This is a genomic window from Streptomyces sp. SID8352 (genome assembly GCF_009862265.1).
In the GTDB taxonomy this organism is placed as follows: domain Bacteria; phylum Actinomycetota; class Actinomycetes; order Streptomycetales; family Streptomycetaceae; genus Streptomyces.
Genome location: NZ_WWGX01000093.1, coordinates 1 through 19,915 on the forward strand (window position 1 = coordinate 1; position 19,915 = coordinate 19,915).

Sequence of the window (19,915 nt, forward strand, 5' to 3'; positions counted from 1 at the left end):
GTTGAGCAGGTTGCGCTGGCTGACGGCGGGGGAGTCGCACGGTCCCGCACTGGTGGCGACGTTGGAGGGGCTTCCGGCCGGGGTGCCGGTGACCACGGAGCTGGTCGCGGGTCATCTGGCGCGGCGGCGGCTGGGGTACGGGCGTGGTGCGCGGATGAAGTTCGAGCGGGACGAGGTGACGTTCCTGGGGGGTGTGCGGCACGGGTTGTCGCTGGGGTCGCCGGTGGCGGTGATGGTGGGGAACACGGAGTGGCCGAAGTGGGAGCTGGTGATGTCGGCGGATCCGGTGGACCCGGAGGTGCTGGCGGCGTCGGCCCGCAATGCTCCGCTGACCCGGCCGCGTCCGGGTCACGCCGATCTCGCGGGGATGCAGAAGTACGGGTTCGGTGAGGCGCGTCCGGTGCTGGAGCGGGCTTCGGCGCGGGAGACGGCGGCGCGGGTGGCGCTGGGTGCGGTGGCGCGGTCGTTCCTGTGGGAGGTGGCGGGTGCGGAGGTGGTGTCGCACGTGGTGGAGCTGGCGGGTGCGCGGGCTCCGTACGGTGTGGTGCCGGTGCCGGGTGATGTGGAGCGGCTGGACGCGGATCCGGTGCGCTGTCTGGACCCGGACGCGTCGGGGGCGATGGTCGAGGAGATCGACCGGGCGCACAAGGACGGCGACACCCTGGGCGGTGTGGTGGAGGTGCTGGCCTACGGGCTTCCGGTGGGCCTGGGCTCGCANGTGCACTGGGACCGGCGGCTGGACTCCCGGCTGGCGGGTGCGCTGATGGGCATCCAGGCGATCAAGGGNGTGGAGGTCGGCGACGGCTTCGGGCTGGCCCGGGTGCCGGGGTCGGAGGCGCATGACGAGATCGTGCCGGGGCCGGAGGGCATCGGCCGGGCGACGGCCCGCGCGGGCGGCGTCGAGGGCGGCCTGTCCACCGGCGAACCGCTCCGGGTGCGGGCGGCGATGAAGCCCATCGCGACGGTGCCGCGCGCCCTGCGGACGGTGGACGTGGCGACGGGTGAGCCGGCGCAGGCGCATCACCAGCGCTCGGACGTGTGCGCGGTGCCGGCGGCGGGGATCGTCGCGGAGGCGATGGTGGCGCTGGTGCTGGCGGACGCGGTGGTGGAGAAGTTCGGCGGCGACAGCGTGGCCGAGACCCGCCGCAACGTGCGCTCCTACCTCGACCACCTGGCCATCCGGTGAGTGCCCCACAGGCCGTCCTGGTCGGCCCGATGGGTGTGGGCAAGTCCGTGGTGGGGCAGTTGCTGGCCGAACGGCTGGGCGTCGGTTTCCGGGACACCGACGACGACATCGTCGCCGCCGAGGGGCGCGCCATCTCGGACATATTCGTCCAGGAGGGCGAGGACGCCTTCCGCGCCCTGGAGAAGGAGGCGGTGCGCCGGGCCGTCGAGGAGCACCCGGGTGTGCTCGCCCTCGGCGGGGGCGCCGTCCTCGACGCCGACACCCGCGCCCTGCTGGCCGGGCTGCCGGTCGTCTACCTCTCGATGGACGTCGAGGAGGCCGTACGGCGCACCGGTCTGAGCGTGGCGCGTCCCCTGCTGGCGGTCAATCCGCGCAAGCAGTGGCGCGAGCTGATGGAGGCCCGCCGGCATCTGTACGAGGAGGTGGCGTCGGTGGTGGTTCCGACCGACGACCGCACCCCCGAGGATGTCGCCGGAGCGGTCGTGGACGCACTGGGGGAGAAGGACGCATGAGCGGCGAGGACGTCACACGCATCGAGGTCGGCGGCAGCGCGGGCAGCGACCCGTACGAGGTGCTGGTGGGCCGTCGGCTCCTGGGCGAGCTGGGCGGGCTGATCGGCCCCCGGGCCAAGCGGGTCGCGGTGATCCACCCGGAGGCCCTCGCGGAGACCGGGGAAGCGCTCCGCGCCGACCTGGCGGACCAGGGCTACGAGGCCGTCGCCATCCAGGTGCCGAACGCGGAGGAGGCCAAGACCGCCGAGGTCGCCGCCTACTGCTGGAAGGCGCTGGGCCAGTCCGGCTTCACCCGCACCGACGTGATCGTCGGGGTCGGCGGCGGCGCGACCACCGATCTGGCCGGGTTCGTGGCCGCGACCTGGCTGCGCGGGGTCCGCTGGATCGCCGTGCCCACCACGGTGCTGGCCATGGTCGACGCGGCCGTGGGCGGGAAAACGGGCATCAACACCGCCGAGGGCAAGAACCTCGTCGGTGCCTTCCACCCGCCGGCCGGGGTGCTCTGCGACCTGGCCGCGCTGGATTCGCTCCCCGTGCACGACTACGTCTCGGGCCTGGCCGAGGTCATCAAGGCCGGGTTCATCGCGGACCCGGTGATCCTCGACCTGATCGAGGCCGATCCGCAGGCGGCGCGCACCCCGCAGGGCTCGCACACCGCCGAGCTGATCGTCCGGTCCATCCGGGTCAAGGCCGAGGTGGTGTCCGCGGACCTCAAGGAGGCGGGCCCGCGCGAGATCCTCAACTACGGCCACACCCTCGGCCACGCCATCGAGAAGAACGAGCGGTACAAGTGGCGCCACGGCGCCGCCGTGGCGGTGGGCATGCACTTCGCCGCCGAACTGGGCCGCCTGGCGGGCCGCCTGGACGACGCGACGGCCGACCGGCACCGTGCCGTCCTCGAAGCGGTCGGGCTGCCGCTGCGCTACCGCCACGACCAGTGGCCTCGCCTGCTGGAGAACATGCGGGTCGACAAGAAGTCCCGGGGCGACCTGCTGCGCTTCGTCATCCTGGACGGGCTGGCCCGCCCCACCGTCCTGGAGGGCCCCGACCCCGCCGTACTCCTCGCCGCCTACGGCGAGGTGGCCGACTAGGAACTGGGAACGGCCGCCGGGCCGGACCGAAGGGAGGAAGCGCGCTTCCTCCCTTCGGTCAGCCTCCGGCCCGGCAAGGCCCGGCCCGGTCCATCGGCCTCCGGCCCGGTCCGGTCCCGGTCCGGTTCTGGTCCCGGTTCGGCACGTCCCGGCCCGGCATTGTCCCGGTCCGGTCCGACGCGCCCGCCGGGGCGCTGGCGCCGTTCCCGCAGGAAGGGCTACGTGTCCGCAGGAACGGTTGCGGCCCGGCGGGGAGGTAGGGCACGGCACCCGCCGGGAGGTGGGACGCCCGCCGGAGGACGGCGCATCCGTCGGGGGTGACGCGCCCGCGCCGCCCCGGGCCCGGTCGGCCGCCGGTGACACGGCAGCGACGGCACACGGGAGCGCTGCGGCAGCCGGGCGGGCGCGCCCACGGTTTCCGGGACCGATGGCGGGTTTCGGATCCGCTCCCCTTCCGTCCCGTCCGCTCCGGAGATCTGCCCGGCCCAGAGACCTGCCCGGTTTGGGGATCTGCCCGGCCAGTGGACCTGTCCGGTCGGGGGACCTGCCCGATTCTGGTCGGGACCTGCCTGCCTCGGGACCCGCCCGATCCAGGGGGTCTGCCTGCTCGGGGAAGCCGGCCGGTCTGGGCGACCCGTCCACTCCGGGAACCCGGATGACCTGGCACGCCTCTCATGGTGCGGGCACCTCGGGCCGCCCCCGGCCGTTCACCAAACGACGACCGGGGACGGTACCGTTCGCTGACGGCGGGCGGACCCCGCTGTCAGAGCCCATCAGCCCGGACGAGACGGAGTGGCACCGGATGCAGCACGCAGGGGGTTCTCCGTTGCCGCCGCCCCGCCCAGCCGGGCACGGGCCGGCCTTCGGCTGGCCCCCGGCCGCCCACCCGGCCCCGCAGGGACCGCCGTCCCAGGGGATGCCGCCCCGGGCCCCGGCACCCGTGCCGCCCGGCCACCAGCCGCCGGCCCCGCACCACCCCGCCGGTCCGGTGCCGGTGCCGGACGCCACCGGCCATGTCCCGCTGCCGCCCGGCGGCCCCGTCGCCGCTGCCGGAGCGCCGCCCGCCCCCGCCCCGCCGGACGGGGGCACCGCCACGCTCGCGGTGCTGCTCATCGGCCCGGCGGGCGCGGGCAAGACCAGCGTCGCCAAGTACTGGGCCGACCACCGCAGGGTGCCCACCGCCCACATCAGCCTGGACGACGTCCGCGAATGGGTCCGCTCCGGCTTCGCCGACCCCCAGTCCGGGTGGAACGACAACTCCGAGGCCCAGTACCGCCTGGCCCGCCGGACCTGCGGTTTCGCCGCGCGCAACTTCCTGGCCAACGGCATCTCCTGCATCCTCGACGACGCCGTCTTCCCCGACCGCCCGGTGGTCGGCCTCGGCGGCTGGAAGCGGCACGTCGGCCCCGGCCTGCTCCCGGTCGTCCTGCTGCCCGGCCTGGACATCGTCCTGGAGCGCAACGCCGAGCGCAGCGGCAACCGCCGCCTCACCGACGAGGAGGTCGCCCGCATCCACGGCCGCATGGCCGGCTGGTACGGCTCGGGCCTCCCCATCATCGACAACTCCCAGCTGACCATCCCCGAAACCGCCCACCTCCTGAACGACCTCCTCACAAGAGCCATAGCCAGCCCCCCACCCTGGTAGCTCCCCGGGGTGTGGATGGGCGCGGGGAACTGCGCAATCCCCACGACGCTCCGGTGGTGGTCCACGGATTGGTCCCCCCGGGGTGTGGAGGAGCGCGGGGAACTGCGCAAACCCACGACGCTCCGGTGGTGACCCACGGACAGGCCCCCCCGGGGGACAGGGGCGCGGGGAACTGCGCAATCCCCACGACGCTCCGGCAGCGCCCCACGGACAGGCCCCCCCGGGGTGTGGAGGGGCGCGGGGAACTGCGCAAACCCCACGACGCTCCGGCAGCGCCCCACGGACAGGCCCCCCCGGGGGGACAGTCGCGGGGAACTGCGCAAACCCCCGCCGGCCCACTGCGAACCCACAAACCGAACCCCCGGCGGGCAGCCACCCCGCACGCGATCCCATCCGCCGAACCCACTCGGCGCCTCCCAAGCGGCACCCCCCCAGCGGAGCGCCTACGCTCGGTCACATGTCAGCCCCGCACGCGGCCCGCCGAACGCGCCTCAGAGAACGCTGCAACGCGGTCGGCAGCGCGGCAGCCCTCGTCTCCCGCCCCGCGAACGTCCGCTACCTCGCGGGCGCCGCCCCGCGCGGCGCCGTCCTGCTCCTCGGCCGCACCGAGGACATGCTGGTCTGCGCCGGTGGGCCGGAGGACCGTCCCCAGGAGGGCCGGCCCGACGACACCCTCGCGGTCCGCGTCCTGCCCGGCCCCGGCGGCGACCCCGCCGTCGCCGCCGCGGGCTTCGCCGCCGCGCAGGGCGCCGAGTCCCTGGCCACCGAGGACCACCACATCACCGTGGCCCGTCACCGCGCCCTCCGCTCCGTCGCCCCCCGGCTGCGCCTGTCCGACCTCGGCCAGGCGGTGGAACAGCTCAGGGTTGTCAAGGACGAGGAGGAGATCTCCTGCCTGCGCATCGGCGCGGAGATCGCCGACCAGGCCCTCGGGGAACTCCTGGAGTCCATCCTCGTGGGCCGCACCGAGCGCCACCTCGCCCTGGAGCTCGAACGCCGCCTCGTCGACCACGGCGCCGACGGTCCCGCCTTCGCCACCTCGGTCGGCACGGGCCCCCACTCCGGCCGCCGCGGCCACCGCCCCACCGACCGCCGGGTTGAGGAGGGCGACTTCCTCTCCGTCTGCCTGGGCGCCGCCTACCGCGGCTACCGCTGCGAGATCGGCCGCACCTTCGTCATCGGCACCTCGCCCGCCGACTGGCAGATCGCCCTCTACGATCTCGTCTTCGCCGCTCAGCGCGCCGGCCGGGAGGCCCTGGTGCCCGGGGCCGCCTGCCGCGACGTGGACCGCGCCGCCCGCCAGCCGCTGGACTCGGCCGGGTACGCGGAGCACCTCCCGGCCCTCACGGGACACGGGGTCGGACTCGAAATCGACGAGGACCCGCAGTTGGGCCCTGCGGCCATGGGTAAACTGGACGCTTGCGTGCCGGTCACCGTCGAACCGGGGGTCCACCTCCCGGGCAGGGGCGGGGTCCGGATCGATGACACGCTCGTCGTGCGCCCCGAGGCGGACGGCGGACCCGAGCTACTCACCATCACGACCAAGGAGCTGCTCGCGCTCTAGCCTCGCGCTGTGCGCCCGCCCCGGGGTCGTCCACGTCAGTCCAGTCCAGGAGATTCCGCAACCGTGGCTTCCACGAACGACCTCAAGAACGGCCTGGTGCTCAAGCTCGAAGGCGGCCAGCTCTGGTCCGTCGTCGAGTTCCAGCACGTCAAGCCCGGCAAGGGCCCGGCCTTCGTGCGCACCAAGCTCAAGAACGTGCTCTCCGGCAAGGTCGTAGACAAGACCTTCAACGCCGGCGTCAAGGTCGAGACGGCCACTGTCGACCGGCGCGACATGCAGTTCTCGTACATGGACGGCGATTACTTCGTCTTCATGGACATGCAGACCTACGACCAGCTCCACATCGACCGCAAGGTCGTCGGCGACGCCGCCCACTTCCTCGTCGAGGGCTTCGAGGCGACCGTCGCCCAGCACGAGGGCGAGGTGCTCTCCGTCGAGCTGCCGGCCGCCGTCGAGCTGACCGTCCAGGAGACCGAGCCCGGTGTCCAGGGCGACCGCTCCACCGGTGGCACCAAGCCCGCCGTCCTGGAGACCGGCCACCAGATCCAGGTCCCGCTCTTCATCACCACCGGTGAGAAGATCAAGGTCGACACCCGCACGAGCGACTACCTCGGCCGGGTGAACAGCTAACCGTGGCTGCCCGCAACACGGCCCGCAAACGCGCCTTCCAGATCCTCTTCGAGGGCGACCAGCGCGGCGCCGACGTCCTGACCGTCCTCGCGGACTGGATCCGGCACTCCCGGTCCGACACCCGGCAGCCGCCGGTGAGCGAGTACACGATGGAGCTGGTCGAGGGCTACGCCGCGCACGCGACGCGGATCGACGAGCTGATCGCCCAGTACTCCGTCGGCTGGACGCTGGACCGCATGCCCGTCGTCGACCGCAACCTCCTGCGCCTCGGGGCGTACGAGCTGATCTGGGTCGACGCGACCCCGGACGCCGTCGTCCTGGACGAGGTGGTGCAGTTGGCCAAGGAGTTCTCCACGGACGAGTCGCCCTCGTTCGTCAACGGCCTGCTCGGCCGGCTGAAGGAGCTCAAGCCCTCCCTGCGCCGTGAGGGCGCCTGAGAGGGCCCCCCGGGGTCCGGGAGTCCCCGGGAACCCTCTGCCACGCCGAAGGGCCCGCAGCGCGCCGCTGCGGGCCCTTCGGCGTGCGCGGGACCGGGCGCACGCCCCGACGAAGACGCCCGGGGTGGCCGGAACCCGATGGGTCCCGCCACCCCGGGCGGCACGTTTCTCCTCAGGGGGGAGCAGGCGTCAGGCGTCCTCGTGGGTCGCCACGGCGCGGCGCGCGTCCGCGTCCAGGACGCCCCAGCCGATGAGCTGCTCGGTGAGGACCGAGGGCGACTGGTCGTAGATGACGGCGAGGGTGCGCAGATCGTCCTGGCGGATCGAGAGCACCTTCCCGTTGTAGTCACCGCGCTGCGACTGGATGGTCGCGGCGTAGCGCTGGAGCGGACCCGCCTTCTCGGCCGGCACGGTGGCCAGCCGCTCCAGGTCCAGGACCAGCTTGGGCGGCGGCTCGGCGGCACCGCCCGGCGTGGTGCCCGGCAGCAGCTCCTGCACCGGGACGCCGTAGAAGTCCGCCAGCTCGGCGAGGCGCTGCACGGTCACGGCGCGGTCGCCGCGCTCGTACGAACCGACCACGACGGCCTTCCAGCGGCCCTGGGACTTCTCCTCGACACCGTGGAGGGAAAGGCCCTGCTGGGTGCGGATGGCCCGGAGCTTGGCCCCGAGCTGTTTGGCGTATTCGCTGGACATATGGCTCCCGGGACAAGGTGTCGACGTGGCGCGCAGTGTTGCGCGCCCCGCGGCTTGGTGACTCACTGTGAGGTTACGCAGCGTTACTCTGCTGCGTCAAGCCGAATGGTCCGCACCGGGGCTTCCGTGGTACCCGGGGATGATTGCTGCGAGCGGGTGGCGGCGGTGCGGCGCCCGGGTGACGGGGGAGTGTCGGGGGCCGCCCGGGGGCCGCTCCGCCCACCTGATACCGTAGGTGGCGCAAATCCGACGTCCTTTAATCCCCGTCCCGTGAGGCGGAGAAGGAGGTCCGTTACCCATGGACAAGCAGAACGGCGCCGACCAGGACGCCCGCCCCGGCACGCGGCCCGTACTGGAAGCCCCCGACATCGCGCGGGTGCTGACCCGCATCGCCCACGAGATCGTCGAGCGCGCCAAGGGCGCCGACGACGTGGTGCTCCTCGGCATCCCGACCCGGGGCGTCTTCCTCGCCCGGCGGCTCGCGGAGAAGCTGGAGCGGATCACCGAGCGCACCGTCCCGGTCGGCTCGCTGGACATCACCATGTACCGCGACGACCTGCGCCTGCAGCCGCCGCGCGCGCTGGCCCGCACCGAGATCCCCGGCGACGGCATCGACGGCCGCCTGGTCGTCCTCGTGGACGACGTCCTCTTCTCGGGCCGCACCATCCGCGCCGCCCTCGACGCGCTGAACGACATCGGCCGCCCGCGCGCCGTCCAGCTCGCCGTCCTCGTCGACCGGGGCCACCGTGAGCTGCCGATCCGCGCCGACTACGTGGGCAAGAACCTCCCCACCTCGCTGCGGGAGACGGTCAAGGTCCTGCTCGCCGAGGAGGACGGCCGCGACACGGTGCTGCTCGGCGGCAAGCCGGCCTCCCCGGACGCCCAGCCCTAGCGACCCGGCCCGGCGCCCCGGCGCACCCCCGCGCCGGGCGCCGTCCCGGCGTGCCCCCGCACGCGCCCGGACGCCCGGATCATCCCGATTCCGCTTCCCCCGCCCGCCCGCTCGAACCGCCTCACGTGCCCTACGGAGCCTGACAGATGCAGCGTCATCTCATCTCGGCCGCCGACCTCACCCGCGACGACGCCGTCCTGATCCTCGACACCGCCGAGGAGATGGCCCGGGTCGCGGACCGGCCGATCAAGAAACTGCCCACCCTGCGCGGCCGCACCGTCGTCAACCTCTTCTTCGAGGACTCCACCCGGACCCGGATCTCCTTCGAGGCCGCCGAGAAGCGCCTGTCCGCGGACGTCATCAACTTCACCGCGAAGGGCTCCAGCGTCTCCAAGGGCGAGTCCCTCAAGGACACCGCGCAGACCCTGGAGGCGATGGGCGTCGACGCCGTCGTCATCCGGCACGGCGCGTCCGGCGCCCCCTACCGGCTGGCCACCTCCGACTGGATCGACGCCGCCGTCATCAACGCCGGGGACGGCACCCACCAGCACCCCACCCAGGCCCTGCTGGACGCCTTCACCATGCGCCGCCGCCTGGTCGGCCGGGACGCCGGGCTCGGCGAGGACCTCGGCGGCCGCCGGATCACCCTCGTCGGCGACATCCTCCACAGCCGCGTCGCCCGCTCCAACGTCGACCTGCTGCACACCCTGGGTGCCACCGTCACCCTCGTCGCCCCGCCCACCCTGCTGCCGGTCGGCGTCGAGAACTGGCCCTGCGAGGTCTCGTACGACCTCGACTCGGTGCTCCCCGGCTCCGACGCCGTGATGATGCTGCGCGTCCAGCGCGAACGCATGAACGCCGCGTTCTTCCCCACCGAGCGCGAGTACTCCCGCCGCTACGGCCTCGACGGCGAGCGCATGGCCAAGATGCCCGGGCACGCCATCGTGATGCACCCCGGCCCCATGGTCCGCGGCATGGAGATCACCGCCGAGGTCGCCGACTCCGGCCGCTGCACCGCCGTCGAGCAGGTCGCCAACGGCGTCTCCATCCGGATGGCCGTGCTCTACCTGCTGCTCGGCGGCAACGAACCCGCCCTCACCCACGCCCGCACCACGGAGGAGAAGTAAGACCATGAGCGCAACCCTGATCCGCGGTGCGAAGATCCTCGGCGGCGAGCCCGGGGACGTCCTGATCGAGGGCGGCACCGTCTCCCGGGTCGGCACCGGCCTGCCCGCCGGGGACGCGACCGTCGTCGAGGCCGCCGGCAAGGTCCTGCTGCCCGGCCTGGTCGACCTGCACACCCATCTGCGCGAGCCCGGCCGCGAGGACTCCGAGACCGTCCTCACCGGCACCCGCGCCGCCGCCACCGGCGGCTACACCAGCGTCTTCGCCATGGCCAACACCTTCCCGGTCGCCGACACCGCCGGCGTCGTCGAGCAGGTCTGGCGGCTCGGCCAGGAGTCCGGCTACTGCGACGTGCAGCCCATCGGCGCCGTCACCGTCGGACTGGAGGGCGCCAAGCTCGCGGAGCTCGGCGCCATGCACGAGTCCGCGGCCGGCGTCACCGTCTTCTCCGACGACGGCAAGTGCGTCCACGACGCCGTGATCATGCGCCGGGCCCTGGAGTACGTGAAGGCCTTCGGCGGCGTCGTCGCCCAGCACGCCCAGGAGCCCCGGCTGACCGAGGGCGCCCAGATGAACGAGGGCGTCGTCTCCGCCGAGCTGGGACTCGGCGGCTGGCCGGCCGTGGCCGAGGAGTCGATCATCGCCCGGGACGTGCTGCTCGCCGACCACGTCGGCTCCCGCGTCCACATCTGCCACCTGTCGACCGCCGGCTCCGTCGAGATCGTCCGCTGGGCCAAGTCCCGCGGCATCGACGTCACCGCCGAGGTCACCCCGCACCACCTGCTGCTCACCGACGAACTGGTGCGCTCCTACGACCCCGTCTACAAGGTCAACCCGCCGCTGCGCACCGAGCGTGACGTCCTGGCGCTGCGCGAGGCCCTCGCCGACGGCACCATCGACATCGTCGCCACCGACCACGCCCCGCACCCGCACGAGGACAAGGACTGCGAGTGGGCCGCCGCGGCCATGGGCATGGTCGGTCTGGAGACCGCCCTGTCGGTGGTCCAGGAGACCATGGTGGAGACCGGCCTGCTGGACTGGGCGGGCGTCGCCGACCGCATGTCCTTCACCCCGGCGCGCATCGGCCGGGCCGCCGGCCACGGACGCCCCGTCTCGGCTGGTGAGCCCGCCAACCTCACCCTGGTCGACACCGCATACCGTGGACCGGTGGACCCCGCGGGCTTCGCCTCACGCAGCCGCAACACCCCCTACGAGGGGCGCGAGCTGCCGGGCCGTGTCACCCACACATGGCTGCGGGGCAAGGCGACGCTCGTCGACGGGAAGCTCACGTGACACCTCTCATCCTGCTGGCCGCCGAGAAGGAATCGGCGCAAGTGACCGACTGGGCCGCGCGCATCGGCTGGGTCGTCGGACTCGGACTGTTCGTCGCCCTCGTCTACTGGCTGATGCGCGAGGGCTGGAAGTGGCGCGGCACCCTCCAGGGCGACCTCCCGGAGCTGTCCGCCGCGCCCGGCGACCCCGGCCCGGTCCGGCTGGCCCTGACCGGCCGCTACCACGGCTCCACCACCGCCGGGCAGTGGCTCGACCGCATCGTCGCCCGCGGTCTGGGTACCCGCAGCCGCGCCGAGCTGAGCCTCACCGACGCGGGCCTGGACGTCGTCCGCCCCGGCGCCGACGACTTCTTCGTCCCCGCCGCAGCGCTGCGCGGGGCCCGGCTCGACAAGGGCATCGCCGGCAAGGTCCTCACCGAGGGCGGCCTGCTGGTGATCACCTGGGAGCACGGCGGACGGCTGATCGACTCGGGCTTCCGCGCCGACCACGCGGCCGAGCACAACGAGTGGGTCGAGACCCTGAACGACATGATCAACAAGACGGAAACGGAAGGCGCACGATGACGACCTCCACCAGGGGAGCCGACAAGACTCCCGCCGTACTCGTCCTGGAGGACGGCCGCACCTTCCGCGGCCGTGCCTACGGGGCCGTGGGGGCCACCTTCGGCGAAGCCGTGTTCTCCACCGGCATGACCGGCTACCAGGAGACCCTCACCGACCCCTCCTACCACCGCCAGGTCGTCGTGATGACCGCCCCGCACATCGGGAACACCGGCGTCAACGACGAGGACATGGAGTCCCGCCGCATCTGGGTCTCCGGCTACGTGGTCCGCGACCCCGCCCGGGTGTCCTCCAACTGGCGCTCCCGGCGCACGCTCGACGAGGAGCTGGCCGCCCAGGGCGTCGTCGGGATCTCCGGCATCGACACCCGCGCCCTCACCCGCCACCTGCGCGAGCGCGGCGCCATGCGGGTCGGCATCTTCAGCGGCGACGCCGTCCGCGACGAGGCCGCCCTGCTGGCCAGCGTCCGCGAGGCCCCCGAGATGGCCGGCGCCGACCTCTCCGCCGAGGTCGCCACCACCGAGCCCTACGTCGTCCCCGCCGTGGGCGAGAAGAGGTTCACGGTCGCCGCCGTCGACCTCGGCATCAAGGGCATGACCCCGCAGCTCATGGCCGAGCGCGGGATCGAGGTGCACGTCCTGCCCGCCGACTCCACCGTCGAGGACGTCTACGCCGTCAACCCGGACGGCGTGTTCTTCTCCAACGGCCCCGGCGACCCGTCCACCGCCGACCACCCCGTCGCCGTGATGCGCGCCGTCCTGGAGCGCGGCACCCCGCTGTTCGGCATCTGCTTCGGCAACCAGATCCTCGGCCGCGCCCTCGGCTTCGGCACCTTCAAGCTGAAGTACGGCCACCGCGGCATCAACCAGCCCGTGCAGGACCGCACCACCGGCAAGGTCGAGGTCACCGCGCACAACCACGGCTTCGCCGTCGACGCCCCGCTGGACAGGGTCTCCGACACCCCCTACGGCCGCGCCGAGGTCTCCCACGTCTGCCTCAACGACAACGTGGTGGAGGGCCTCAGGCTGCTGGACCGGCCGGCCTTCAGCGTCCAGTACCACCCCGAGGCCGCGGCCGGCCCGCACGACGCCGCCTACCTGTTCGACCGCTTCACGTCTTTGATGAGCACCGTCCTGATGGAGGGCCAGCGTGCCTAAGCGCACCGATATCCAGTCCGTCCTGGTCATCGGCTCCGGCCCGATCGTCATCGGCCAGGCCGCCGAGTTCGACTACTCCGGCACCCAGGCGTGCCGCGTGCTCAAGGCCGAGGGCCTGCGCGTCGTCCTGGTCAACTCCAACCCGGCCACGATCATGACCGACCCGGAGATCGCCGACGCCACCTACGTCGAGCCGATCACCCCCGAGTTCGTCGAGAAGATCATCGCCAAGGAGCGCCCCGACGCGCTGCTGCCCACCCTCGGCGGCCAGACCGCGCTCAACACCGCGATCTCCCTGCACGAGAACGGCGTCCTGGAGAAGTACGGCGTCGAGCTGATCGGCGCCAACGTCGAGGCCATCCACAAGGGCGAGGACCGCGACCAGTTCAAGCTGGTCGTGGAGGAGGTCCGCAGGAAGACCGGCCACGGCGAGTCCGCCCGCTCCGTCATCTGCCACACCATGGACGACGTGATCGCCGGAGTCGACACGCTCGGCGGCTACCCGGTCGTCGTCCGCCCCTCCTTCACCATGGGCGGCGCCGGCTCCGGCTTCGCCCACGACGAGGACGAGCTGCGCCGCATCGCCGGCCAGGGCCTCACGCTCTCCCCGACCACCGAGGTGCTCCTGGAGGAGTCCATCCTCGGCTGGAAGGAGTACGAGCTGGAGCTGATGCGCGACCGGAACGACAACGTCGTGGTCGTCTGCTCCATCGAGAACTTCGACCCCATGGGCGTGCACACCGGCGACTCGATCACCGTGGCGCCCGCGATGACCCTGACCGACCGCGAGTACCAGATCCTCCGCGACATCGGCATCGCCGTCATCCGCGAGGTCGGCGTCGACACCGGCGGCTGCAACATCCAGTTCGCGGTCGACCCCCAGGACGGCCGGGTCATCGTCATCGAGATGAACCCGCGCGTCTCGCGCTCCTCGGCGCTCGCCTCCAAGGCGACCGGCTTCCCCATCGCCAAGATCGCCGCCAAGCTCGCCGTCGGCTACACCCTCGACGAGATCCCCAACGACATCACCCGGGAGACCCCGGCCTCCTTCGAGCCGACCCTGGACTACGTCGTCGTCAAGGCGCCCCGGTTCGCCTTCGAGAAGTTCCCGAGCGCCGACTCCACCCTCACCACCACCATGAAGTCGGTCGGCGAGGCCATGGCCATCGGCCGCAACTTCACCGAGGCGTTCCAGAAGGCGCTGCGCTCGCTGGAGAAGAAGGGCAGCCAGTTCACCTTCGTCGGCGAGCCCGGCGACAAGGCCGCGCTGCTGCGCGACGCGGTCCGCCCCACCGACGGCCGGATCAACGCCGTCATGCAGGCCATCCGGGCCGGCGCCACCCCCGAGGAGGTCTTCGACGCCACCAGGATCGACCCCTGGTTCGTCGACCAGCTCTTCCTCCTCAAGGAGACCGCGGACGACCTGGCCGCGGCCCCCGAACTCGGCGCCGACCTGCTCGCCGAGGCCAAGCGGCACGGCTTCTCCGACCAGCAGATCGCCGAGATCCGCGGCCTGCGCGAGGACGTCGTCCGCGAGGTCCGGCACACCCTCGGCATCCGCCCGGTCTACAAGACCGTCGACACCTGCGCCGCCGAGTTCGCCGCCAGCACCCCGTACTTCTACTCCTCCTACGACGAGGAGACCGAGGTCGCGCCGCGCGAGCGGCCCGCCGTGATCATCCTCGGCTCCGGCCCCAACCGCATCGGCCAGGGCATCGAGTTCGACTACTCCTGCGTCCACGCCTCCTTCGCGCTCTCCGACGCCGGGTACGAGACCGTCATGGTCAACTGCAACCCGGAGACCGTCTCCACCGACTACGACACCTCCGACCGGCTGTACTTCGAGCCGCTCACCCTGGAGGACGTCCTGGAGATCGTCCACGCCGAGCAGCAGGCCGGCCCCGTCGCGGGCGTCATCGTCCAGCTCGGCGGCCAGACCCCGCTGGGCCTCGCCCAGGCGCTCAAGGACAACGGCGTGCCCGTCGTCGGCACCCCGCCCGAGGCCATCCACGCCGCCGAGGACCGGGGCGCCTTCGGCCGGGTCCTCCAGGAGGCCGGGCTGCCGGCCCCCAAGCACGGCACCGCCACCACCTTCACCGAGGCCAAGGCCATCGCCGACCGGATCGGCTACCCGGTCCTGGTGCGCCCCTCCTACGTCCTCGGCGGGCGCGGCATGGAGATCGTCTACGACGAGACCCGCCTCGGCTCCTACATCGCCGAGTCGACCGAGATCAGCCCCTCCCGGCCGGTCCTCGTCGACCGCTTCCTCGACGACGCCATCGAGATCGACGTCGACGCCCTCTTCGACGGCGAGGAGCTGTACCTCGGCGGCGTCATGGAGCACATCGAGGAGGCCGGCATCCACTCCGGCGACTCGGCCTGCGCCCTGCCCCCGATCACCCTCGGCGGCCACGACATCAAGCGGCTGCGGGCCTCCACCCGGGCCATCGCCGCCGGGGTCGGCGTCCGCGGCCTGATCAACATCCAGTTCGCGCTCTCCGGCGACATCCTCTACGTCCTGGAGGCCAACCCGCGCGCCTCGCGCACCGTGCCCTTCACCTCGAAGGCCACCGCGGTGCCCCTGGCCAAGGCCGCCGCCCGGATCTCGCTCGGCGCCACCGTCGCCGAACTGCGCGCCGAGGGCCTGCTCCCGGCGCAGGGCGACGGCGGCACCCTGCCGCTGGACGCGCCGATCTCCGTCAAGGAGGCCGTGCTGCCCTGGTCCCGCTTCCGGGACATCCACGGCCGCGGCGTCGACACCGTCCTCGGCCCGGAGATGCGCTCCACCGGCGAGGTCATGGGCATCGACTCCGTCTTCGGCACGGCCTACGCCAAGTCGCAGGCGGGCGCCTACGGGCCGCTGCCCACCAGGGGGCGCGCCTTCATCTCGGTCGCCAACCGCGACAAGCGCTCGATGATCTTCCCGGCCCGCGAGCTGGTTGCCCACGGCTTCGAGCTGTTCGCCACCTCCGGCACCGCCGAGGTGCTCCGGCGCAACGGCATCAACGCCACGGTGGTGCGCAAGCAGTCCGAGGGCCCCGGGCCCAACGGCGAGAAGACCATCGTCCAGCTCATCCACGACGGCGAGGTCGACCTGATCGTCAACACCCCCTACGGCACCGGCGGACGCCTCGACGGCTACGACATCCGCACGGCGGCCGTGGCCCGGTCCGTGCCCTGCCTGACCACCGTCCAGGCGCTCGCCGCCGCGGTCCAGGGCATCGACGCGCTCAACCACGGAGAGGTGGGCGTGCGCTCGCTCCAGGAACACGCCGAGTTCCTGATCGCGGCCCGCGACTAGCCGCCCCCGGGGGGGGACACCGGAAACGGTGTCCCCCCGCTTCATGAGCCCTTCACCCGAGCCCGCCACCCGGGCTTCACGAGGACACCATGTACCAGATCTTCTTCAAGCTCGTCTTCTCCCGTCTGGACCCGGAACGGGCCCACCACCTGGCCTTCCGCTGGATCCAGCGCGCCGCCCGCGTCCCGGTGCTGCGCACCTTCGCCGCCGCGGCCCTCGCCCCCCGCCACAAGGAACTGCGCACCGAGGCCCTCGGCCTGCGCATGCACGGCCCCTTCGGGCTCGCCGCGGGCTTCGACAAGAACGCGGCCGCCGTCGACGGCCTGGCGATGCTCGGCTTCGACCACGTCGAGATCGGCACCGTGACCGGTGAGCCGCAGCCCGGCAACCCCCGGAAGCGGCTGTTCCGCCTCGTCGGGGACCGGGCGCTGATCAACCGCATGGGCTTCAACAACGACGGCTCGCGCGTCGTGGCCGCCCGCCTGGCCTCCCGCACCGCCGTCTTCCGCACGGTCGTCGGGGTCAACATCGGCAAGACCAAGGTGGTCCCGGAGGAGGAGGCCGTCGCCGACTACGTCACGTCCGCCGAGCGCCTCGCGCCGCACGCCGACTACCTCGTCGTCAACGTCTCCTCGCCCAACACACCCGGTCTGCGCGACCTCCAGGCCGTGGACCACCTGCGCCCGCTGCTGACCGCCGTCCGCGAGGCCGCCGACCGGGCCGTCCCCGCCCGGCGCGTCCCGCTGCTGGTCAAGATCGCGCCGGACCTCGCCGACGACGACATCGACGCCGTCGCCGACCTCGCCGTCGAACTCGGCCTGGACGGCATCATCGCCACCAACACCACCATCGCCCGCGCCGGACTCGGGCTGACCTCCGCGCCCGGCCTCGTCCAGGAGACCGGCGGACTCTCCGGAGCCCCCCTCAAGGAGCGCTCCCTGGAGGTGCTGCGCCGCCTGTACGCCCGGGTGGGCGACCGGATCACCCTGGTGGGCGTCGGCGGCGTGGAGACCGCCGAGGACGCCTGGCAGCGCATCCTGGCCGGGGCCACCCTGGTCCAGGGCTACAGCGCCTTCATCTACCAGGGCCCCTTCTGGACCCGCGCCGTCCACAAGGGCCTCGCCGCCCGCCTGCGGCAGAGCCCCTACGCCACCCTCGCCGACGCGGTCGGCGCCGATGTGAGGAGCGCGGCGTGACCGAGCCCTTCGGCGCGCGTCTGCGCCGCGCCATGGACGAACGCGGCCCCCTGTGCGTGGGCATCGACCCGCACGCCTCGCTGCTGGCCGAGTGGGGGCTCGGCGACGACGTGGCGGGCCTGGAGCGGTTCAGCCGCACCGTGGTCGAGGCCCTGGCCGGCCGGGTCGCGGTGCTGAAGCCGCAGAGCGCCTTCTTCGAGCGCTTCGGCTCGCGCGGCGTCGCCGTGCTGGAGGCCACGGTGCGCGAGGCCCGGGAGGCCGGGGCGCTGGTCGTGACCGACGCCAAGCGCGGCGACATCGGCTCCACCATGGCCGCCTACGCCGAGTCCTTTCTGCACCGGGACGCGCCGCTGTTCTCCGACGCGCTGACCGTCTCGCCCTACCTCGGCTACGGCTCCCTGAAGCCCGCCGTCGACCTGGCCCGGGAGAACGGCGCGGGGCTGTTCGTGCTGGCGCTCACCTCCAACCCGGAGGGCGGCGAGGTCCAGCGCGCGGTGCGTCCCGGCGGGCGGGACGTCGCGGCCACCATGCTGGCGCACCTGGCCGCCGAGAACGCCGGGGAGAGCCCCCTCGGCTCCTTCGGCGCGGTGGTCGGCGCCACGCTCGGTGACCTCTCCTCCTACGACCTGGCGGTCAACGGCCCGCTCCTGGCGCCCGGCATCGGTGCCCAGGGCGCCACGCCGGCCGACCTGCCGAAGGTCTTCGGGGCGGCGGTGCGCGCCGTGGTGCCCAGCGTCAGCCGGGGCGTGCTGCGGCACGGGCCCGCCGCGGGCGCGCTGCGCTCGGCGGCGGACCGGTTCGCGGACGAGGTCCGCGGGGCGATCGAGGGGGCCTAGGGTCTTTCGTCTGGACCGGGCCGGACCCCGCGAGCCCGGCATGATCCAAACGCGAGGCCCAGGGTCCTTCCCGGTGCCCGGCACCCGGGGCCCCTCCCCCGTGGGGGAGGGGCCCCGGGTGCCGCGGCCCGCCGGTCCCGGGGCGTGGCCAGGGGCTTCGTGCCCGTCCGGAGTGCGGACGCGGGCCGCAATCCAAGGAATTTTGCCCTGAATGTCCGGCCTGGCGGAGGCTGACCAGGACTTTTCCGCTGTTCTCGCTGACTCCGGCGGACATGACCGCTAGTCTCCGTCGAGTGGGAACACCTCCCGCATCGCAAGACAGCGGGGAGAACGGGCACGTGTTGCTCGTGGCTCCCCGGGTGTGGGGCGACTAGGTTCCTCACCGGTCCGTATCCGACAGTTCGACATCCGAGGTGACGTAGGCGTGGCTCTTCCGCCCCTTACCCCTGAACAGCGCGCAGCCGCGCTCGAAAAGGCCGCCGCGGCTCGCCGGGAGCGGGCCGAGGTCAAGAATCGACTCAAGCACTCCGGCGCCTCCCTCCACGAGGTCATCAAGCAGGGCCAGGAGAACGACGTCATCGGCAAGATGAAGGTCTCCGCCCTCCTGGAGTCCCTTCCGGGCGTGGGCAAGGTCCGCGCGAAGCAGATCATGGAGCGGCTCGGCATCTCCGAGAGCCGCCGCGTGCGGGGCCTCGGCTCCAACCAGATCGCTTCCCTGGAGCGTGAGTTCGGCAGCACCGGCAGCTGAGTCCGGACCACTCCGGCACAACTGGAATAATCGCCGTATGGCTGCAACACCCCGGGGGACGACCCCCGTACCCCCGGACGCACGTCCGCGGCTGACCGTGCTCTCCGGCCCCTCGGGGGTCGGCAAGAGCACGGTCGTCGCGCATCTGCGCAAGGCGCACCCCGAGGTCTGGCTCTCGGTGTCGGCGACGACCCGCAAGCCCCGCCCCGGCGAGGAGCACGGAGTCCACTACTTCTTCGTCAGCGACGAGGAGATGGACAAGCTGATCGCCAACGGCGAGCTGCTGGAGTGGGCCGAGTTCGCCGGCAACCGCTACGGCACGCCCAGGGCGGCGGTGCTGGAGCGGCTGGAGGCCGGCGAGCCGGTCCTGCTGGAGATCGACCTCCAGGGCGCCCGGCAGGTCCGCGGCTCCATGGCCGACGCCCATCTGGTCTTCCTGGCGCCGCCCTCCTGGGACGAGCTGGTGCGCAGGCTCACCGGGCGGGGCACCGAGCCGCCGGAGGTGATCGAGCGGCGGCTCGCCGCGGCCAGGGTCGAACTGGCCGCCGAGCCGGAGTTCGACGCCACCCTGGTCAACACCTCCGTCGAGGACGTGGCCCGCGAGCTGCTAGCCTTAATGAACGTCGTGTGATCGGGTCCTTTTATCCTGGCCCGTCGTCCGGCTGAATCTTTCCCATCCATCGGAAGGTAGAGCGTGTCCTCTTCCATCTCCGCGCCCGAGGGCATCATCAACCCGCCGATCGACGAGCTGCTCGAGGCCACGGACTCGAAGTACAGCCTCGTGATCTACGCCGCCAAGCGGGCCCGCCAGATCAACGCGTACTACTCGCAGCTCGGCGAGGGACTCCTCGAGTACGTCGGCCCCCTCGTCGACACCCATGTGCACGAGAAGCCGCTCTCGATCGCCCTCCGCGAGATCAACGCGGGGCTGCTGACGTCCGAGGCCATCGAGGGCCCGGCGCAGTAGCGGCGGACACACCGGCGGTGGATGCCCCACCGGCGGTAGTATCTTCAGCTCGAAGCTGACTTTTCCACAGGCCCGGCAGTCG

Annotated in this window: 19 protein-coding genes; 18 read left to right on the forward strand and 1 reads right to left on the reverse strand. The window is 72.7% G+C overall.

Annotated elements, in window-relative coordinates; genetic code table 11:
• Position 1: 1 nt before the first annotated feature.
• The 7 genes from aroC (at position 2) to nusB (ending at position 7,065) form a co-directional block, all read left to right on the forward strand.
• Positions 2-1,186 carry a chorismate synthase gene (aroC, locus tag GTY84_RS27685; protein WP_161229139.1) on the forward strand — a complete coding sequence of 395 codons (1,185 nt, stop codon included), beginning with the start codon at positions 2-4 and terminating at the stop codon, positions 1,184-1,186.
• A gap of 29 nt (positions 1,187-1,215) precedes the next feature.
• The gene (locus GTY84_RS27690; protein WP_161229216.1) at positions 1,216-1,698 is read left to right on the forward strand and encodes a shikimate kinase; all 483 of its coding nucleotides are present in this window, start codon (positions 1,216-1,218) and stop codon (positions 1,696-1,698) included.
• Complete coding sequence (aroB, locus tag GTY84_RS27695; RefSeq protein WP_161229140.1) at positions 1,695-2,789, forward strand: 3-dehydroquinate synthase; 1,095 nt, start codon at positions 1,695-1,697, stop codon at positions 2,787-2,789. Before GTY84_RS27690 ends, aroB begins: the two co-directional genes overlap by 4 nt.
• 802 nt (positions 2,790-3,591) lie before the next feature.
• Positions 3,592-4,434 (forward strand): Pro-rich N-terminal domain-containing protein, encoded by an 843-nt coding sequence (locus GTY84_RS27700; protein WP_161229141.1) that lies wholly within the window; start codon positions 3,592-3,594, stop codon positions 4,432-4,434.
• A gap of 457 nt (positions 4,435-4,891) precedes the next feature.
• Complete coding sequence (locus tag GTY84_RS27705) at positions 4,892-5,998, forward strand: aminopeptidase P family protein (RefSeq protein ID WP_161229142.1); 1,107 nt, start codon at positions 4,892-4,894, stop codon at positions 5,996-5,998.
• Between the two features lie 63 nt (positions 5,999-6,061).
• Positions 6,062-6,628 carry an elongation factor P gene (gene efp / locus GTY84_RS27710; RefSeq protein WP_161229143.1) on the forward strand — a complete coding sequence of 189 codons (567 nt, stop codon included), beginning with the start codon at positions 6,062-6,064 and terminating at the stop codon, positions 6,626-6,628.
• 2 nt (positions 6,629-6,630) lie between these two features.
• Complete coding sequence (gene nusB, locus GTY84_RS27715) at positions 6,631-7,065, forward strand: transcription antitermination factor NusB (RefSeq protein ID WP_161229144.1); 435 nt, start codon at positions 6,631-6,633, stop codon at positions 7,063-7,065.
• 189 nt (positions 7,066-7,254) lie between these two features.
• Here the strand turns inward: nusB and bldD are convergent, their stop codons facing one another.
• The gene (gene bldD / locus GTY84_RS27720) at positions 7,255-7,758 is read right to left on the reverse strand and encodes a transcriptional regulator BldD (RefSeq protein ID WP_161229145.1); all 504 of its coding nucleotides are present in this window, start codon (positions 7,756-7,758) and stop codon (positions 7,255-7,257) included.
• 298 nt (positions 7,759-8,056) lie between these two features.
• Between bldD and pyrR the strand changes: the two genes are divergently transcribed.
• The 11 genes from pyrR to rpoZ all read left to right on the forward strand — a co-directional run bounded on the left by pyrR (position 8,057) and on the right by rpoZ (position 19,833).
• On the forward strand, positions 8,057-8,650 hold the full coding sequence (pyrR, locus tag GTY84_RS27725; protein ID WP_161229146.1) for a bifunctional pyr operon transcriptional regulator/uracil phosphoribosyltransferase PyrR: 594 nt from the start codon (positions 8,057-8,059) through the stop codon (positions 8,648-8,650).
• Positions 8,651-8,796: 146 nt separating this feature from the next.
• Entirely contained in the window at positions 8,797-9,777 is a 981-nt protein-coding gene (locus GTY84_RS27730) for an aspartate carbamoyltransferase catalytic subunit (RefSeq protein ID WP_161229147.1), read from the forward strand.
• A gap of 4 nt (positions 9,778-9,781) precedes the next feature.
• Complete coding sequence (locus GTY84_RS27735; RefSeq protein WP_161229148.1) at positions 9,782-11,068, forward strand: dihydroorotase; 1,287 nt, start codon at positions 9,782-9,784, stop codon at positions 11,066-11,068.
• Complete coding sequence (locus tag GTY84_RS27740; RefSeq protein ID WP_161229149.1) at positions 11,065-11,631, forward strand: hypothetical protein; 567 nt, start codon at positions 11,065-11,067, stop codon at positions 11,629-11,631. The genes GTY84_RS27735 and GTY84_RS27740 overlap by 4 nt, the downstream gene beginning before the upstream one ends.
• On the forward strand, positions 11,628-12,785 hold the full coding sequence (gene carA / locus GTY84_RS27745) for a glutamine-hydrolyzing carbamoyl-phosphate synthase small subunit (protein WP_161229150.1): 1,158 nt from the start codon (positions 11,628-11,630) through the stop codon (positions 12,783-12,785). Before GTY84_RS27740 ends, carA begins: the two co-directional genes overlap by 4 nt.
• Complete coding sequence (gene carB, locus GTY84_RS27750) at positions 12,778-16,086, forward strand: carbamoyl-phosphate synthase large subunit (RefSeq protein WP_161229151.1); 3,309 nt, start codon at positions 12,778-12,780, stop codon at positions 16,084-16,086. The genes carA and carB overlap by 8 nt, the downstream gene beginning before the upstream one ends.
• 89 nt (positions 16,087-16,175) lie before the next feature.
• The gene (locus tag GTY84_RS27755) at positions 16,176-17,282 is read left to right on the forward strand and encodes a quinone-dependent dihydroorotate dehydrogenase (protein WP_161229152.1); all 1,107 of its coding nucleotides are present in this window, start codon (positions 16,176-16,178) and stop codon (positions 17,280-17,282) included.
• A complete protein-coding gene (gene pyrF / locus GTY84_RS27760) occupies positions 17,279-18,118 on the forward strand; it encodes an orotidine-5'-phosphate decarboxylase (protein ID WP_161229153.1) in 840 nt (279 codons plus the stop codon). The genes GTY84_RS27755 and pyrF overlap by 4 nt, the downstream gene beginning before the upstream one ends.
• Positions 18,119-18,542: 424 nt before the next feature.
• Positions 18,543-18,866 (forward strand): integration host factor, encoded by a 324-nt coding sequence (locus GTY84_RS27765; RefSeq protein ID WP_003977346.1) that lies wholly within the window; start codon positions 18,543-18,545, stop codon positions 18,864-18,866.
• Between the two features lie 37 nt (positions 18,867-18,903).
• Complete coding sequence (gmk, locus tag GTY84_RS27770) at positions 18,904-19,497, forward strand: guanylate kinase (RefSeq protein WP_161229154.1); 594 nt, start codon at positions 18,904-18,906, stop codon at positions 19,495-19,497.
• Positions 19,498-19,560: 63 nt separating this feature from the next.
• Positions 19,561-19,833, forward strand: coding sequence for a DNA-directed RNA polymerase subunit omega (gene rpoZ, locus GTY84_RS27775; protein ID WP_003977348.1), 273 nt, complete (start codon positions 19,561-19,563; stop codon positions 19,831-19,833).
• The last annotated feature ends 82 nt before the right edge of the window (positions 19,834-19,915 follow it).

What these genes read in the sequence shown, in the direction of transcription:
- GTY84_RS27700 (WP_161229141.1), top strand. Translation starts at nt 3,592, where the DNA reads ATGCAGCACGCAGGGGGTTCTCCGTTGCCGCCGCCCCGCCCAGCCGGG.
- gmk (WP_161229154.1), top strand. Translation starts at nt 18,904, where the DNA reads ATGGCTGCAACACCCCGGGGGACGACCCCCGTACCCCCGGACGCACGT.
- GTY84_RS27730 (WP_161229147.1), top strand. Translation starts at nt 8,797, where the DNA reads ATGCAGCGTCATCTCATCTCGGCCGCCGACCTCACCCGCGACGACGCC.
- GTY84_RS27705 (WP_161229142.1), top strand. Translation starts at nt 4,892, where the DNA reads ATGTCAGCCCCGCACGCGGCCCGCCGAACGCGCCTCAGAGAACGCTGC.
- bldD (WP_161229145.1), bottom strand. Translation starts at nt 7,758, where the DNA reads ATGTCCAGCGAATACGCCAAACAGCTCGGGGCCAAGCTCCGGGCCATC.
- carA (WP_161229150.1), top strand. Translation starts at nt 11,628, where the DNA reads ATGACGACCTCCACCAGGGGAGCCGACAAGACTCCCGCCGTACTCGTC.
- aroB (WP_161229140.1), top strand. Translation starts at nt 1,695, where the DNA reads ATGAGCGGCGAGGACGTCACACGCATCGAGGTCGGCGGCAGCGCGGGC.
- pyrR (WP_161229146.1), top strand. Translation starts at nt 8,057, where the DNA reads ATGGACAAGCAGAACGGCGCCGACCAGGACGCCCGCCCCGGCACGCGG.
- GTY84_RS27755 (WP_161229152.1), top strand. Translation starts at nt 16,176, where the DNA reads ATGTACCAGATCTTCTTCAAGCTCGTCTTCTCCCGTCTGGACCCGGAA.
- GTY84_RS27735 (WP_161229148.1), top strand. Translation starts at nt 9,782, where the DNA reads ATGAGCGCAACCCTGATCCGCGGTGCGAAGATCCTCGGCGGCGAGCCC.
- GTY84_RS27690 (WP_161229216.1), top strand. Translation starts at nt 1,216, where the DNA reads ATGGGTGTGGGCAAGTCCGTGGTGGGGCAGTTGCTGGCCGAACGGCTG.